This window comes from Bacillus sp. NTK071 (genome assembly GCF_017303315.1).
In the GTDB taxonomy this organism is placed as follows: Bacteria; Bacillota; Bacilli; order Bacillales; family Guptibacillaceae; genus Guptibacillus.
In genome coordinates, this window is record NZ_JAFKOI010000004.1 from 184,377 (window position 1) to 199,919 (window position 15,543).

General features: G+C 39.8%; 17 protein-coding genes and 1 riboswitch. Of the genes, 7 read left to right on the forward strand and 10 right to left on the reverse strand.

The window, feature by feature from the left end:
• Positions 1 to 121 precede the first annotated feature (121 nt).
• Positions 122 to 751 (forward strand): class I SAM-dependent methyltransferase, encoded by a 630-nt coding sequence (locus JI666_RS09940; protein WP_206891321.1) that lies wholly within the window; start codon positions 122 to 124, stop codon positions 749 to 751.
• A gap of 44 nt (positions 752 to 795) precedes the next feature.
• Here the strand turns inward: JI666_RS09940 and blaOXA are convergent, their stop codons facing one another.
• Positions 796 to 1,605, reverse strand: coding sequence for a class D beta-lactamase (gene blaOXA / locus JI666_RS09945; protein WP_206891322.1), 810 nt, complete (start codon positions 1,603 to 1,605; stop codon positions 796 to 798).
• Positions 1,606 to 1,756: 151 nt separating this feature from the next.
• On the reverse strand, positions 1,757 to 3,181 hold the full coding sequence (locus JI666_RS09950) for a sodium/glutamate symporter (protein ID WP_206891323.1): 1,425 nt from the start codon (positions 3,179 to 3,181) through the stop codon (positions 1,757 to 1,759).
• A 233-nt stretch (positions 3,182 to 3,414) separates the two neighbouring features.
• On the opposite strand from JI666_RS09950, the gene JI666_RS09955 reads away from it, so the two are divergent.
• Complete coding sequence (locus JI666_RS09955; protein ID WP_349769321.1) at positions 3,415 to 4,173, forward strand: Cof-type HAD-IIB family hydrolase; 759 nt, start codon at positions 3,415 to 3,417, stop codon at positions 4,171 to 4,173.
• 157 nt (positions 4,174 to 4,330) lie between these two features.
• On the opposite strand, the gene JI666_RS09960 is transcribed toward JI666_RS09955, so the two are convergent.
• The 5 genes from JI666_RS09960 to JI666_RS09980 form a co-directional block, all read right to left on the reverse strand.
• Complete coding sequence (locus tag JI666_RS09960) at positions 4,331 to 4,885, reverse strand: FixH family protein (RefSeq protein WP_206891328.1); 555 nt, start codon at positions 4,883 to 4,885, stop codon at positions 4,331 to 4,333.
• Between the two features lie 124 nt (positions 4,886 to 5,009).
• Complete coding sequence (locus JI666_RS09965) at positions 5,010 to 5,954, reverse strand: ribose-phosphate diphosphokinase (RefSeq protein WP_206891329.1); 945 nt, start codon at positions 5,952 to 5,954, stop codon at positions 5,010 to 5,012.
• A 207-nt stretch (positions 5,955 to 6,161) separates the two neighbouring features.
• Positions 6,162 to 6,659, reverse strand: coding sequence for a DUF1648 domain-containing protein (locus JI666_RS09970; protein WP_206891330.1), 498 nt, complete (start codon positions 6,657 to 6,659; stop codon positions 6,162 to 6,164).
• 113 nt (positions 6,660 to 6,772) lie between these two features.
• Positions 6,773 to 7,738: an aldo/keto reductase gene (locus tag JI666_RS09975; RefSeq protein ID WP_349769320.1), complete on the reverse strand. Its 966-nt coding sequence runs from the start codon at positions 7,736 to 7,738 to the stop codon at positions 6,773 to 6,775.
• Positions 7,739 to 7,816: 78 nt separating this feature from the next.
• On the reverse strand, positions 7,817 to 8,239 hold the full coding sequence (locus tag JI666_RS09980) for a GNAT family N-acetyltransferase (RefSeq protein WP_206891333.1): 423 nt from the start codon (positions 8,237 to 8,239) through the stop codon (positions 7,817 to 7,819).
• A gap of 323 nt (positions 8,240 to 8,562) precedes the next feature.
• On the opposite strand from JI666_RS09980, the gene glnA reads away from it, so the two are divergent.
• A complete protein-coding gene (gene glnA / locus JI666_RS09985; protein WP_206891337.1) occupies positions 8,563 to 9,885 on the forward strand; it encodes a type I glutamate--ammonia ligase in 1,323 nt (440 codons plus the stop codon).
• A gap of 44 nt (positions 9,886 to 9,929) precedes the next feature.
• On the opposite strand, the gene JI666_RS09990 is transcribed toward glnA, so the two are convergent.
• Positions 9,930 to 10,112 carry an aspartyl-phosphate phosphatase Spo0E family protein gene (locus JI666_RS09990; protein WP_206891347.1) on the reverse strand — a complete coding sequence of 61 codons (183 nt, stop codon included), beginning with the start codon at positions 10,110 to 10,112 and terminating at the stop codon, positions 9,930 to 9,932.
• 205 nt (positions 10,113 to 10,317) lie between these two features.
• Positions 10,318 to 10,418: riboswitch (purine riboswitch) on the forward strand.
• Between the two features lie 74 nt (positions 10,419 to 10,492).
• Here JI666_RS09990 and JI666_RS09995 point away from each other — a divergent pair.
• Together JI666_RS09995 and JI666_RS10000 are read left to right on the forward strand one after the other, a co-directional pair.
• A complete protein-coding gene (locus tag JI666_RS09995) occupies positions 10,493 to 11,785 on the forward strand; it encodes an NCS2 family permease (RefSeq protein ID WP_206891349.1) in 1,293 nt (430 codons plus the stop codon).
• Between the two features lie 70 nt (positions 11,786 to 11,855).
• Positions 11,856 to 12,236 (forward strand): carbonic anhydrase, encoded by a 381-nt coding sequence (locus JI666_RS10000; RefSeq protein ID WP_206891351.1) that lies wholly within the window; start codon positions 11,856 to 11,858, stop codon positions 12,234 to 12,236.
• 63 nt (positions 12,237 to 12,299) lie between these two features.
• Here JI666_RS10000 and JI666_RS10005 read toward each other — a convergent pair whose 3' ends face one another.
• Positions 12,300 to 12,848: a flavodoxin family protein gene (locus JI666_RS10005; protein ID WP_206891352.1), complete on the reverse strand. Its 549-nt coding sequence runs from the start codon at positions 12,846 to 12,848 to the stop codon at positions 12,300 to 12,302.
• A gap of 268 nt (positions 12,849 to 13,116) precedes the next feature.
• Here JI666_RS10005 and JI666_RS10010 point away from each other — a divergent pair, with 268 nt between their 5' ends.
• Complete coding sequence (locus JI666_RS10010) at positions 13,117 to 13,992, forward strand: LysR family transcriptional regulator (protein ID WP_206891354.1); 876 nt, start codon at positions 13,117 to 13,119, stop codon at positions 13,990 to 13,992.
• Positions 13,993 to 14,053: 61 nt separating this feature from the next.
• On the opposite strand, the gene JI666_RS10015 is transcribed toward JI666_RS10010, so the two are convergent.
• The gene (locus JI666_RS10015) at positions 14,054 to 14,251 is read right to left on the reverse strand and encodes a hypothetical protein (protein ID WP_206891355.1); all 198 of its coding nucleotides are present in this window, start codon (positions 14,249 to 14,251) and stop codon (positions 14,054 to 14,056) included.
• Between the two features lie 282 nt (positions 14,252 to 14,533).
• Here JI666_RS10015 and JI666_RS10020 point away from each other — a divergent pair, with 282 nt between their 5' ends.
• Positions 14,534 to 15,493: a sodium:calcium antiporter gene (locus JI666_RS10020; RefSeq protein ID WP_206891357.1), complete on the forward strand. Its 960-nt coding sequence runs from the start codon at positions 14,534 to 14,536 to the stop codon at positions 15,491 to 15,493.
• Positions 15,494 to 15,543 lie beyond the last annotated feature (50 nt).

The following is a 15,543-nucleotide window of genomic DNA, read 5'->3' on the forward strand; positions in this document are numbered from 1 at the left end:
GAAACACCTCATCTATTAAAATAACTAATAGTATTTATATCTTTTATTATATTGTTTAATTGTAAGGATTTCATTACACTTCTACTAGCGCATTAAAATTAGCGATGAAAGAAGGTTTGAGATGAAACTATTAACCCAAGCACAGAGCATAATTGATAAGCAATACGGTAATCCCGAAGGGTGGCTAGGATGGTTCATTGGAGAGAAAATGGTAAGACAACATCGAATTGAAACGAAATGGACGATTAAACAATTACATCTTCAGAAAGACGAACATGTATTGGAACTCGGATGCGGTGGAGGGTACGCTATGAAGCTTCTCTTAACCAATCCAAATGTTCAGGAAGTAATAGGATTAGATGTTTCAAGAACTGTCATTCACTCGGCAACGATACGAAATCAGAAAGAAATCAAAAAGGAACGAGCTAAATTAGTGCATGGAAATGTCCATTACTTACCGTTTGAAGATAACCACTTTACTAACGTGTTTAGCATTCACTCCATTTACTTCTGGGAAGACTTACCAATAGCCGTTGCAGAGATTCATAGAGTGCTTAAACCAGGTGGAGCGGTTTCCATTGCGCTTTGCAACGGGAAAAACGGACAGGTGTGGGAAAGTGTAAATACGATGATCCACAACGAGCTTATCCCATTGATGGAGGATGCTAATTTTCAAGAAGTTAAACTAGTAAAAGGTCCTCTCTCGCGGCAGTATCAAACCGTTTTGGTTACAGGGGAAAGGTGTAAATGAAAGAAACAGAGCTCCAGTTTGGACCCCTGTTTCTAAACTTGTTTTTATTCTGACATAAACCCGTACTCTTTCAAAATATTCGTTGTAATCGTTTTGGCTTCCGTTCCTGAACCGTCGATCTTTGTCGCAAACACATACGAACGATCTCCTGTCTCAATAAACCCAACGAACCAACCAAGACCACTATCCGATAAGCGGGTACCCGTTTTTCCAAAGAGTGTATAATCGTTTGTCTCCTCTTGAATCATCATACGTTTAACGGTCTTCATGATCGTTTGATCAAACGGAAGCTCCTCCTCCACTAATTTCTCAATGAAATCCGCCTGTTCAAGTGGGCTGATTTCGAGCGAGCTATCTAGCCAGAATTGATCGATTCCGCCACTACTATTCATGTTTCCATATGATAGTTTCTTTAGCCACTCATCCATACGGGTGGCTCCAATATCACGCGCCATATCCTGATAGTACCAGATGACAGAGTAGCGCATTCCAGAGCCAAGTGTATGATCCTGATTCCAAATAGCGAACTCCCTTTCAACACCATCCCATCGCTTGACGTCATACTCGTCCCGAACGGCTCCCACTTGAAGGCCTATTAAAGCATTAGCCACTTTGAATGTTGATTCTGGAGTCTGTCTCTCGTTTGCTTGTTCTTCGTTATAGATGTAGGTTTTACCTTTCTTCAGATCGCGTAAAATAAACGTTCCTTCATAATCTCTGAAGTAGGATGAGACATCCATCTTATGGTGATCTTTTTTCATTGAAGGAGAGGAAGATGCACTTGCTTGACTCGTTACATTTGATGAACTAGCAACGACCAGAAGGATTGCAACAAAGAGTAGATATTTCTTCAATACGTCACCTCATATGTTGGATTTAATACCTTAAGTTTATTCTTTTGAAGGTGACTTGAAATCCTAATAAAGTCCTCTTTACGAGTAGTAGAATATAACCTTTTCCATACAAAAAACGAGTATACTGTCGACAGTATACTCGTTTACCTTGCTATGATTTCATATGCTTTCCTTTACCGAAATAAAAGAGACCAGACAATATACCGATAATTACCATTATAATGGCGAATATCAAACTTGTTACCGCCCCAAACTGCACGATGAAAGGAACAGAGAGTGCTGTAATGAGTCCACCACCTAAGAATGGTTCATAAACAAGCTGCTTATAGCCGAATGCTTCAAATGCTGGTGATTCGTTATTAGGATCTACGATGCGCATAAGAAGCAATCCTGTTGCAGTTACGCCCATTGATTGCCCAAAGTCACCGATTCCTCGTTCAAACCAGTAGTCTGGAATAATTTTCGGAGCAAGTTTAAGGAAGCCAAACAAGTTCCACGATATACCCGCTGCTGCAAGAATTAAGAATGGAACGAGATATTCACCGATTACATCAAGCGACACGGTAGCAATCGCCGTAATGATTAGAATATCAAGCGCAAGACCTTGAATTCGATTGATCATTCTACGATCAACTAGGTTGTATTTATCCTTTTTACTAAAGAATATTTGAAGAATAATACCGCCGAACATCGCGATTGGAAATAGCGGAATGTATTTCATGAAGCTTGAACCTGTCCAATTTGTAATCGTGATGCTTTCAAGCCCAATAAGACCTTGAAGAATCAACCAGCCTATTAAAATTGCCAGCATGACGATTGCTAAATGAAACGAAAGTGGTTCAATGGATTCAGGACGGGTTGTCATTTTACCAGCTGGTTCCCGGTTTTGGTACTCCATAATCCCTTGCTTACGAAGCTCGGAAAAGCCGTTCACATCTTTAATGATCTTCGTTTTCCCGCTACGAACACCCCAGTTGATTAGGATAATACCAAATACGACACCAGAAAGAACGCCGACTGTGGCTAGTCCAATCGCAAGGTCAAATGCTTCTTCGAACCCTAACTCTTCGAATGTACTTGCCATTCCGGCAGCTGTACCATGTCCACCTTCAAACGCTACTTCAATTAGCGCACCTGCCATTGCAGGAATATCGAAGAATGGCGTAAGAATAAAGATGGCAACAAGCAAGCCGATTACATATTGCCCCCAGCCAATTGCCCAACCTAAGGCGAGCTGAGGTCCGCCGAATTCCCATATATCGCGAAGCTTCGGCATCGTTGCTCCTAAGAATAATGACGCGAATACCACGTTAATCATTAAACCAGGTAATGCTGACCACACTTCAATGATTGTGCCTGTCATAATACCACTTGCTAGAAAGTGATCATCCGCCACAAATTGTGTCATGATCTTCCCGAGCACCTGTGGTCCTAATAATAATGCGACAAAACCGCCAATAATAGATGATGGCAGAAATAGATTTTGTAATACCTTTACTTTCAATCGAATGATCTTCCCTATAAGAAGAAACACACCTATATACAATAACGCAAATCCTATCTGTTCCGGATTCATTTCCTCTCACCTCTTTGGTCCATATGTTTTCCTCATATTGAGGCAACTGCCTCACCAAATGGGGTGATGTTAACAGTCCACTCTGAAGGTTCCACAAATAAATCTTACTAAAACGTCTTTAAATAAATTCAGATAATTCTTTTCACTTAAGGGTTCAGTCACATACCTGACGCCTTCTGAACTGTTCGACTACAGATTTCTATCAATTTGTATTAGAATAGAGGGAGCGAAAAATAGGAGTGGTAAAGATGGAAAAAGAAATTAAGCTTATAGCCTTAGATATGGACGGAACACTCGTCAATCATGACGGGGATGTTTCGAAAGAAAATGAAGACGCAGTTAAGCGTGCGAAGGAGCAAGGAATCCATGTAGTTTTAAGCACAGGACGCTCCCTGCCGTTCTGCCGTGATATTGCTGAACAGCTTGGTCATTCCGCTTATCTAGTAACTGTTAATGGTGGTCAGATTTTTGACAAGGAATTAAACCTTGTTGATAGCACGCATCTTACTAATGATCTTGTGAAGCGACTCTGGGATCTGAAAGTAAAGCATGATGTGTATTTCTGGTCGTCCACGACAGAAGGTGTATTCAATACGAAGAAACCATTTGAGAAAGAAATTGATGACTATAACTGGTTGAAATTCGGCTTTGATATTCAAGACGATAATATACGTAAAGTGATTACTGATGAAGTCATGGCAAATGAAGCGTTAGAAGTGACGAATTCTAGTCCAACGAATCTTGAAATTAATCCGGCAGGTGTGAACAAAGCAGCTGCGTTAATGAAAGTTTGTAACTGGCTTGATCTTTCAATGGACAATGTGATGGCAGTTGGTGACAGCATGAATGATATCGCCATGATCAGAGAAGCTGGCTTCGGTGTTGCAATGGGCAACGCGCAAGAGCGCGTGAAAGAAGCAGCGAACTGGATTACAAAAGACTACACAGAACACGGCGTAGCCCACGCAATTGACCGTGTATTGAAGAAGTAGTGCCTGGCACCACCCGAATAAGCTCGATAAATGTCGAAAGGCGGCGCAATGGAGTTTCTCCACTGTGTCGCCTTTGTTTATGCTTTTAACTATCCAGCGAGCTCTCTTTATACCGATCGATGCCCATATATTCCCTAGATCCTCATCCTTCTCCCTTTTATTTCTCTGTCACATTTAAAACATATGGTTTGTGAGTATGAAGCTCTTCACCTTTCTCCACATGAACTTTAAGCATGTACGTTCTTGGTTCAGAAATCTCTATTTTCCCTTCATACATACCTTCACCTTTCTCCTCCGCATCTGTGTAGGTATGCTGTTCTTCTCCCTCTTCCCAGTATTCAAAACGTACGTTAGCTTCTGTGAGCGACTGCTTGCCTTCTGTAACTGTAGTTGTGAGAAGTGTCGAATCCATTTCATCAGCTTTTAACATGATTCCGAGCTCTGATCCGTGATGATCACCATGATCCCCTTCATCATCTGAGCTATTTTCTGTAATTACGATATCTAATGTAGGTCCAGACATTTCTTCGACTTCATCATTACTCTCCATCGCCTCACCTGCCTCAGTCGAATTATTGTCATTATTATTCATCTGTTCCTCACTAGTCTCATTGGCCATTGTGTCATTACTTAATGAGTTATCTGCAGTGCCTGAACATGCAGCAAGTGCTAGAAGAAACACAATCCCAATCACTAGTGATACTTTTTTCATCCTATCCCACTCCTCTTTTCTCTATTTAACTAGCTAACGAAATAGGCGTAAAAATGGATCACTAACGTTTATCAGTGACAACAATAAACCCCCTCTTATAGATAAGAGGGGGTTCCTAACGAAATTATCGAATTTTACTAATCGAAAGCTTTTCTTGCACAACTTGAATAGCTTTAGCGAGTAATGGTGCAATGGATAAAACAGTAATTTTATCCAAATCATCTGATTCTGGCAAAGCAATTGTATTTGTAACAACGACTTCTTTGATGTTCGATTCTGCAATTTCTTCTGTAGCATTTCCCGAAAGGACAGCGTGTGTAAATGTAGCGTACACTTCCTTAACACCTTGTTCCTCTAGGATACGAGATGTAAATGCTACGTTTCGGCCAGTATCGATCATATCGTCGATAATAATAGCCGTTTTGCCTTTTACATCACCAATAACATTAACAGTGGATGGTTCTCCAGTATCGTAAGAGCGACGGTCAATGAGTGCAATCGGAACATCAAGAAGAGAACCAAGCTTACGTGCACGTAGAGCACTACTGTTGTCTGGTGCGACAACTATAATGTCTTCTAGGTTCTTTTTCTCGAAGTATTCAGCTAGAATCGGAATACCTGATACTTGATCCACTGGAATATTGAAAAAACCTTCAATTTGATTCGCGTGTAGATCAATCGTTAGAACGCGAGTGGCACCTGCACGCTCAAGCATATTAGCAATAAGCTTGGCAGTAATCGGTTGTCTTGGACCAGTTTTTCTATCTTGTCTTGCGTATCCATAATACGGTAACACGACATTAATCGTTTTTGCAGATGCTCGTTTCAAGGCATCAATCATAATCAACAGTTCCATAAGGTAGTCGTTCCCTGAACCAGCAATGGACTGAACAAGATAGGTATCGCAACCACGGATGCTTTCCTCAACGTTCATGTGGATTTCTCCGTCACTGAAGCGTTTCACGGAGCAATTCCCCGCTTTAATCCCAAGTACCTCAACAATTTCCTGAGCCAACTCTGGGTTCGAATTCAAAGCGAACACTTTCACATCTTCTTCATGGCGTAGCATAGCGTAGCTCCTTTATCGTTCGTTTATCAATTAGTATGCGTTTCATACGTATGTATTTAGTTTCAACTTCCTCTCCACTATACCATACACAACCAGTCAAATCCTGCTCAATTTATCCCAAAATCGATCAATCATTACAAATTGTGTTCTGTAGTTTTTCTGTATGCGCTTTAGTTTCAATATTACCAACCAGATTATCTAACCCGTCTATCTCTTTCGCACCGATTGGATAATATAAAGTAAAATTGAGCCAAAAATAATGGTTAGAAACAATGGCAATAATTCAGGCGAAAGTGCTTCCTGTTCTCCACTTCCAATCAAGAAACTTTCTCTCGTAAGCAAGGCAAACATAATCGCAATGGTATTTTTCAGAAAATGAATCAGTGTCACTGCACTCCGATACTGCAATGCAGCGTTTTCTTCTGTAATCCTAACAATATAATTGTATACATGTGGGTAACGCTCCAAAATCGAAAGTCCGATCCAAATAACAGTACCGATAAGAGGGAGTAAAAGAAGCATGCTTTTTGGCCCCCAATTATCAGGGTCACCTGACGCATCAAAATGAATAGGTACTTGTTCTGGTAGTATAGACCACTTCAACAAGACATACACAAAGCTAGAAAGTAGAAAAAGAATGGCAGCTATTTCAAATGATTTCTGTAGAAACGTTTTTTCGCTATCTAGCTTCAGTCTCTTTCCCATAATCTCCACTCCTTTTTAGTTAATATATATACGTACACTATCAATGAAATGTTTCATTACGATCCCTATGCTAGAATATGAAAAAACCGTACCTCATCGGGTACGGTTTCTCATCACATCTTCGCTACTTTACGCGATGCTTCATCAATTCTATTCATTTCTTCTTCCGTTAGCTTAAATCCAAGAACTTTCACATTGTCTTCAGCATGCTTTAATTTGGATGCGCCCGGAATCGCAACAACCGTATCACCGTGAAAGTGAACAAGCCAGTTAAGCGCAACCTGCCCTGCGCCCACTCCATATGCAGCACCAATTTCCTTAAGTAAATTGATTAACGGTAACGTTTTGGCTAATCCTTGAGGCTTAAATTGAGACATATGTTTCCGTGGTCCAGAAAGGTTCGCAATAAGATCAGGATTCTGGTGAAACTTCCCTGTTAAAATCCCTTGTTCTAGTGGAGAGTAAGCAATAATGGTAACACCATGTTGCTTCGCAAGATCCATTACGCCGTTCGTTTCAATTCGACGATCCAACAGGCTGTACTTCATTTGATTCGAAGCTAGACTTGCTCCGTGTGTATTCAATTCTTTAATGGCGCGGGCCATTTTATCACAATTAAAATTACTAACGCCGATCGCATCAATTTCCCCCTGATGGAGTAGTGACGCCATTTCTTTCATCTCTTTTTCAGGAGAAGAAAACGAGAATGGCTGGTGTACTTGATGAAGATCAATTCGTCTACCTTGTAATGCATTCTTTCTAGTTTGAATCGTTCCTGTTATAGAAGAAGCTGTTCTTAGTAATGGCCACCATTTCGTTGCGATGAGCGCTTTCTCCTCAGGAATATGAAGTCGATTTAGTGCACCTGCAAGTGCTTCTTCTGACTTTCCCTTACCGTATGCTTCAGCTGTATCGAACCAGTTAATTCCACCATCGAGACTCATTTTGACGATTGCGTCCATATCTTTTTCAGAGATTGTAGAGAAATAGCTTCCAATTAAACCACTACCCTGGCTAAATTGCCATGTGCCAAGTCCAATTGGTGATATTAAATAGTCTGTTTGACCAAGTTTTCTCAAAGTCGTGCACATCCCTTAGTTTGTCTTGATTCAAGTATAGCACTCGATAAAGTCCACCTTCTATCTTTAAGCTTGATGCTATAGCTCTTTTTTAAAGGAATAACTAACTCGTTGATATGACATCTTACCTTCATAGAAGCGATGCGCATCTTTTCTTTGAAGACCAGAAGAAAGCGCAACTGATTCATACCCTCGATTTCTTGCCCACTCTTCTATGAAAGAAAGAAGCTCCTTGCCATATCCTTTGGATCGATGCTTCTCACTAGTTACAAGATCACATACCCAAACAGATCGTCCATTGTATAGCGTAATCATTGGTTTAAATCCCGTCACCGCAACGATCGTATCACCTTCATAAAGAGCATAGATGCGATACATATCTTTTTCCTGTGCTTCTTTAACTAGCTCTAGAAAATTCTTCTCGTCTAGATGAGGTCTTAGTTCTTTCATAACTTGAAAAGCTTCAAGCCATTCATCCTTCGTATTCATTTCTTTAATCATTCATTTGCCTCCTGTACTTTTCAACGTTCATCTTGTTTTTAGTTTAAAATGGCTCGTAACTCACGTTCACCCTCTAATTCTACAAATTAAATACAAAACCTTTCTACCGTTCATTTGATAACGCTTACTTTAATTGCATAAATAGCGGTGGAAATAAAAAGTGGTTTACGTTCATTCGACAGAGGTTATTACTAAGACATGTCCGCATTTATACATTGTGATTGAAGTTTTATGTTAGGTATCCTTACATAAAAACACAATTATCTGTAAATATCATTAAAATGAACACTAACAAAAAAATTAAAGGTGAGGTTATTTAATCCATGACTCTAACGAAGAATAGTATTCAACAAGACATCATGAAGGAAGCAAAAGAAAAGAAAGTCGAATTTATTCGCCTTGAATTTACTGACATGCTTGGCGAAACGAAAAACGTAGAACTCCCAATTGAAGAATTGGAAAGCGTTATGAATAACGAAGCTATGTTTGACAGCTCTTCCATTGCAGGCTTCTCTGATATTCAGGAAAGTGACATGTATCTATTCCCAGATCTTGAAACCTTTAAAGTTCTTCCAGACGCTGTTGATCAGGATTGTATCGCTCGCTTTGTTTGTGACATTCATACACCCGATGGCGAGCCATTCGAAGGTGATCCACGTTATATTCTCAAAAGAGCTATGAAAGAAGCAGAAGACATGGGCTATACTGTTAACGTTGGTCCAGAACCTGAATTCTTCCTATTTAAATTAGATAAAGAAGGATACCCAATCCGTAAAATGAATGACCGCGCTGGTTATTTCGATGCATCACCAAAAGATAAAGGTGATCAAGTTCGTCGTGATATCGTTCGTACGCTTAAGAAATTCGGATTTGAAATGGAAGCTTCCCACCACGAAGTAGCACAGGGACAGCATGAAATTAACTTCCGTTTTGACAGTGTCATTAAAGCAGCTGATAACATCCAGACGTTTAAGAACGTTGTTAAAGATGTAGCAACTAACCACGACTATCATGCAACATTTATGCCGAAGCCAATCGCTGGTGAGAATGGCTCGGGTATGCATTGTCACCTTTCTCTCTTCACAAATGGCGAAAGCGCATTTTACGATGAGAACGATCCAGAAGGCATTTCAACGACAATGAAACAGTTTATGGCAGGTATCCTTTCTCATGCAAATGGACTGGCTGCTATTACAAACCCGAACATTAACTCATACAAGCGTCTCGTTCCAGGTTATGAAGCACCTGTAAGTGTTGCATGGTCTCACTCTAACCGTAGCTGTATGATTCGCGTTCCTACAACTCGCGGAATGGGCACTCGTTTTGAAATCCGTAACCCGGATCCAACAGCTAACCCATATCTAACACTTGCTGCTGTTATTCATGCAGGACTTGAAGGAATCCGCCACGAGCTTGATGCTGGAGCACCAGAATCACGTAACTTGTATGAAGTTGCAACGGATGATGTTCCGACACTTCCAACGAACTTGAAGGAAGCAATTAAAGCTCTTCGCGAAGATAAGGTTGTGATGGAAGCACTAGGCGACCATACTTCAAGAGTTTATATTGAAGCTAAGGAGAAAGAATGGATTGAATACTCCCTTAATGTTAGCCAATGGGAAGTCGATCGTTATATGAATAAGTAATTAAAAATGAGCTGTCTCTTGATGAGACAGCTCATTTCATTATTCTATATTGTTGTTTGATGCTTTCGTTTGCAATCTTTAAGCTTCTGGTAAAGAACGATCTTTGCATCTAATCGTTTACTTAGAAGAAGGGTTTTACCACTTGAATAATCATCTACTTCTTTCCCAAGATCATAAAGCACCATTCGCAAATTATAGATTTCATGTTCAAGCCGCTGCAGTAACATAGCGCTCTCCCTTATTATTTGTCTTTTCATTAGAGTAACATAAATTCCACCAATTAATTTCATTATTTTACATTTCACATAGTTTTTTACAACTATTGCAAAAGCAATTCAATTTCCCCGTCCGAAAGTTTGAAAACATTGAATACTAGAACATTATTTCAAATGATTGACCACCCTTTTGATCACTGTTATGATTTTCGTTATAAATTTAAACATAGAACTACCTTGTATAAGTTCAGGGATACGGCCTGAACGTTTCTACTAGCTACCGAGAATGGCTTGTCTACAAGGAATTATGACTATTTCATATTCCTTGTGATTTGACTTTGGCTCGTGTAGCCAGAGTCTTTTTTATTTGTTTGAAATCAGGAGGGTACACCATGAAGAATTTCTTCCAGTTCAATGAGAGGGAAACAACCTATAGAAAAGAGACGCTTGCAGGTATTACTACGTTTCTTTCTATGGCTTATATACTTGTCGTCAATCCGATAATTCTGAGTGAAGCAGGAATTGATAAGGGGGCGCTCTTTACAGCTACCGCCTTGTCAGCCATCGTTGGTTCATTACTGATCGGCCTTCTTGCTAATTTTCCAGTCGGCATTGCACCGAGCATGGGACTTAATTCATTCTTTACCTTTTCAGTTGTTATTGGCATGGGAATTGAATGGGAAATTGCGTTAACAGGTGTGTTTATTGCAGGTATTATTTTTATGATTCTTAGTTTACTCAAGATTCGTGAGAAAATAATCAATGTCATTCCACAGGATCTTAAACATGCAATCGCAGGTGGAATCGGCTTTTTCATTGCCTTCATTGGCTTAAAAAATGCAGGAATTGTTGTAAGTAATGAAGCAACATTTGTCTCTATAGGACAGCTAACAACTCCAAACACTGCCCTTTCCGCATTCGGATTCATTATTACATTAATGATGCTTATCCGCGGCATTCGTGGAGGGATTTTCTATGGAATTGTCATTTCAACGATAATTGGAATGATCATTGGACTCGTTCAGATCCCAACTTCTATCGTAGGACAGGTCCCGAGTCTTGAGCCAACGTTCGGTGTTGTGTTTCAACACCTCGGTGACATCTTTACACCTGAGATTCTTGCTGTTATTTTCACCTTTCTATTTGTTGCTTTCTTCGATACCGCTGGTGCTCTCATCGCAGTGGCTAGTCAGGCTGGTCTAATGAAGGACAATAAAATTCCGAATGCTGGTCGAGCACTACTTGCTGATTCTACTTCAGGCGTCATTGGTGCGATCTTTGGTACATCGACAACCGCTTCATTCGTTGAATCATCAGCGGGTGTCGCAGTAGGTGGACGAACAGGTTTCACATCCGTTGTGATTTCCATTTGTTTCTTTATCGCTCTCTTCTTCTCACCAATCCTTGGCGTTATTACACCCGAAGTAACAGCACCGGCGCTTATTATCGTTGGCGGCCTCATGGCTACAGAAGTAAAGCACATCAACTGGAATCGATTAGAAATTGTCATTCCGGCATTTGTGACAATCATTATGATGCCCCTCACATTCAGTGTTGCAACAGGAATTGCACTTGGCTTCATTCTTTATCCTTTTGCCATGATTGCGAAAAAGGAGTGGAAACAAGTTCACCCGATTATGTACACGCTTGGCTTTCTCTTTATTCTTTATTTTATCTATTTATAAACCAGAAACAGATTGTTCACTCATTCCCACACACTTTCATAATTTAATTGCAAACAAGTGAAGGTGCGCAATGAAAAAAACATTTGGAACTGCCCTAAACTGTATTGATGGTAGAACACAAATTCCAGTCACAAATTGGTTAAAGAGACACTTTAACGTGGATTATGTAGATTTAATTACAGAGCCTGGAATGGATCGGGTGTTATCTCATGGACCCTTCTATGAAATCGAAAGAATAAGAAAGAATGCCATCATTTCAATTGAAGCTCATTACTCAAACGTTATTGCGGTTGTAGGACATGATAATTGTGCTGCAAATCCAGTAAGTGACTGTCAACACTTTCGGGATATTGAGGTATCTGTCCATACGGTAAGATCATGGTGCTTGCCCGTTATAGTTGTAGGTCTATGGGTTGATGAATTCTCAGTTGTACACGTTATCTGTTCTTAACTGCTTTATTAGCTCAATAAAAAAACGAGAGGGCTATACATAGTCCTCTCGTTCATTCATTTATTATCTTTGTAAAGAGTCGAATTTTCTTCTCCATTGTTCTGCTTTCTCGAGGGCAATAGAGTCCTCTTTCACTTCACCAGGCTTTACTCCACTTCCAATAATATAATCTACAAACTCCATATTCACGAATTCGAAAATGTAGTTAAACTGTTGAATAAGTGGCAGCCCCTTCACTTTCGCACTACTTCCACCAGTTACAACAACATAAGCTTTTTTCTTCGTAAGCTCTTCTTTCAACTTAAGGTTTTTATCTCGTAAGTATTGCGACCACCGATCAAAGAAATTCTTCATCGTACCACTCATTCCGTACCAGTAAAGAGGTGTTGAAAAGATAATCGTATCATGTGTTAAAAGTAAGTTAAGTAGTTCTTCATAGTCATCATCTACTGGAGAAAAACCAGTTTCAGAATGTCTTTCATCGATAATAGGGTTAATTTGTTTATCAGAAAGCGACACAATCGTATGGTCCGTTCCTTCTAGAATCCTCTCTGTCAGGTATTGTGAGTTTCCATTTTGTCGTGTACTTCCTAAAAGAGCTAAGATTCGCAAGTATGACCTCTCCTTTACAATCCTTCATGTGATTTAACTGTTCGTGCCAAAACATAGCTGTGCTATATATCTTAATGATTTTTACAGGCTATCCGTTCATATAACTTTTTGTTTCTGCAGTAACAACTAACAAAACCACTGCGCCAAACACATCTTGTTGATGCGTCTTCCACCATATGTTCTTGTTTGCAGTATACCATTGCAGACATCATTGAGGTTATCTATAATTATCGATACATACTATCAATAATGTTGATGGAGGATCAATATGGACTTGAATTATTTCTATACTTTTAAAGCAGTTGTAAGATGTGGAAGCTACACTCAAACAGCAGAAGAACTTGGCTATGCCCAATCCAGCGTTACGACACAAATCAAGAAACTTGAAGAGCATTATCAAGTTAAACTCTTTGAGCGAGTTGGTAGGAAGATGCGATTAACACAACCAGGAGAACAGCTGTATGACTATGTAAATGGCATCACCAAGCTAGCAGACGAAGCTGAAGAACAGCTTCGAAATGATTCGAATTTAAGAGGGACTGTTCGAATTGGTACGGTAGAATCACTAGCTGCATATTTTATTACACCTTATATTAAATCTTTAAAACAATTGCATCCTGAATTGAGAATTCTATTTGAGTCAGGTCAATGTCCAAATTTAATTGAAGGCACAATGGATGGTACCTATGATATTGCGATTCTGCTTGATCGTCTTCGAAAGCATCCTGAATTAACGACGATTCCAATTCGACAGGAAGAAATGGTGCTAATCGCTCCCCCCCATCATCCACTAACAAAACTTAACGAAATGACGCTCAAGAAGCTTGAAACGGAAACGCTTATTTTAACTGAAGAAGGGTGCTCCTATCGTGTTCTCCTTGAGCAGTTATTACAAGAAGAAGAGGTACAAGCAAAATCCGTTATTTCATTCACTAGTCTAGAAGCGATTAAACAATGCGTAGCTGATGACCTCGGCATCGCCCTTCTTCCGAGGATAGCTGTTGAGCGAGACGTTCAAAGCGGTAAGGTAGTTGCGCTCCCCTTCCACCAAAATGCAATTAAAGTCTATACTCAGGTTGTTTATCAAAAGAAAAAATGGATTTCACCACCTTTAAAGCAATTCATCGCTTTACTAGAAGAATAGACTATTTTGAATGGCAGAATAGGCGTGCAGAACTATGCTCGACGCCTTCATTTTTTCGTGTCTAATTAGAGCTTCTTTTCTTCTTGAAATTTATAGAATGGAAGATGACAAAGGCTACTCCAACTCCAATCGATAAGGTAACCTCATAGTCAAAAAATCTTTGTTTACTATTTATGAAATAAATCACTGTTAAGGTAAGTCCAGTTAGACTAACAAGTACAATCATCATGAAAAATAATTTCATTTTTTGTTTGTTCATCGAAAGTATTCCTCCTAGATCTCTAAGCTTATTGAACTCTTTAGTGCCAAAGGTTTAGGCTTTTTTTCTTAACATCTCTCTCATTCCCTTTTCATTGACTTTATTATTGAACGGAGATATAGTTAAGACAACAAGGGGAGTAGCGACCGGTAACGGCTAATGAATCATCAATACGGTATTTTGATACCTGGTTCATTGGGCTAAGTTTTTAGTACGCAAGACCTTGGTACATTTTTATTGTGCCAGGGTCTTTTTGTATGCGCTGGCGGAGAGGAGTTACACATGATCATTCTTATCTTTCTACTTGCAGCAGCCGTTGTTGTAGGTGCCGCTATTTACCTGAATCAGTTCGGTGATGTTATTAGCAAGAAATCTTCCTTAAGCGGTGCTGTTGTTGGTACCTTCCTCATTGCTGGTGCTACTTCACTACCGGAATTAACAACAAGCCTGACAGCTGTCTATATCGATAACCCTGATATTGCAGTTGGAAACATGCTTGGTAGTAACGTTTTTAATCTTTTAATTCTAGCTGTGGTCGATTTGATTTATCGAAAACGAAGATTATTTCAGAAGATCAACACGAAAGCCAATGTTCCATCAGCCCTTGTTGGTTTACTATTTCTTATCATCTTAATAGTGTCCCTTCTCATTCCCGGGACGATTTCTATCTATGGTGTAGGAATTGAGATGATCGTAATCGTTCTACTGTATGTGCTATCAATGAAATACATTTCAAGTGATAACGGTGAGGCAGAAGACATTCCGACCAAAGATTACTCTCTTCGTACGGCAGTCATCGGTTTTATCGTCGCTGCTCTAATTGTCTTTGTATCAGGCAGCATACTATCAATTTCCGGTGATCGGCTTGCAGCAGCAACAGGTATGAATGCCAGTTTCGTTGGGAGCTTTCTAATTGCAGCCTCCACATCTCTACCAGAGCTTGTAACAGTCCTTGCCGCTTTTAAACTAGCAAACTATAACATGGCAATTGGTTCAATTCTTGGTAGTAATCTATTTAACATTCAATTGTTAGTTCTTACTGACGCACTATACCGTAAAGGCCCTATTCTTGAGGCAGTAGATGTATCACACATTTATACTGCAAGTCTAGGACTTGTGATGACGATCGTCATTCTCTATTTGCTTTTGCGACCATCCGTCATCCGCAACCAATGGCGTTATGCTGCCCCGTCGCTCGCGATGGCTTTGTTGTACATTGTTGTTTCATATGTAATATTCTAAACAGAAGCGTGCTGGCTAGCCAGCACGCTTCTGTTATGTTTTCATGTCTA

Coding starts and splice junctions, on each gene's coding strand:
- JI666_RS09940 (WP_206891321.1), top strand. CDS start 122: ATGAAACTATTAACCCAAGCACAGAGCATAATTGATAAGCAATACGGT.
- JI666_RS09950 (WP_206891323.1), bottom strand. CDS start 3,181: ATGAATCCGGAACAGATAGGATTTGCGTTATTGTATATAGGTGTGTTT.
- JI666_RS09960 (WP_206891328.1), bottom strand. CDS start 4,885: ATGAAAAAAGTATCACTAGTGATTGGGATTGTGTTTCTTCTAGCACTT.
- JI666_RS09965 (WP_206891329.1), bottom strand. CDS start 5,954: ATGCTACGCCATGAAGAAGATGTGAAAGTGTTCGCTTTGAATTCGAAC.
- JI666_RS09970 (WP_206891330.1), bottom strand. CDS start 6,659: ATGGGAAAGAGACTGAAGCTAGATAGCGAAAAAACGTTTCTACAGAAA.
- JI666_RS09980 (WP_206891333.1), bottom strand. CDS start 8,239: ATGATTAAAGAAATGAATACGAAGGATGAATGGCTTGAAGCTTTTCAA.
- glnA (WP_206891337.1), top strand. CDS start 8,563: ATGACTCTAACGAAGAATAGTATTCAACAAGACATCATGAAGGAAGCA.
- JI666_RS09990 (WP_206891347.1), bottom strand. CDS start 10,112: ATGTTACTGCAGCGGCTTGAACATGAAATCTATAATTTGCGAATGGTG.
- JI666_RS09995 (WP_206891349.1), top strand. CDS start 10,493: ATGAAGAATTTCTTCCAGTTCAATGAGAGGGAAACAACCTATAGAAAA.
- JI666_RS10000 (WP_206891351.1), top strand. CDS start 11,856: ATGAAAAAAACATTTGGAACTGCCCTAAACTGTATTGATGGTAGAACA.
- JI666_RS10010 (WP_206891354.1), top strand. CDS start 13,117: ATGGACTTGAATTATTTCTATACTTTTAAAGCAGTTGTAAGATGTGGA.
- JI666_RS10015 (WP_206891355.1), bottom strand. CDS start 14,251: ATGAACAAACAAAAAATGAAATTATTTTTCATGATGATTGTACTTGTT.
- JI666_RS10020 (WP_206891357.1), top strand. CDS start 14,534: ATGATCATTCTTATCTTTCTACTTGCAGCAGCCGTTGTTGTAGGTGCC.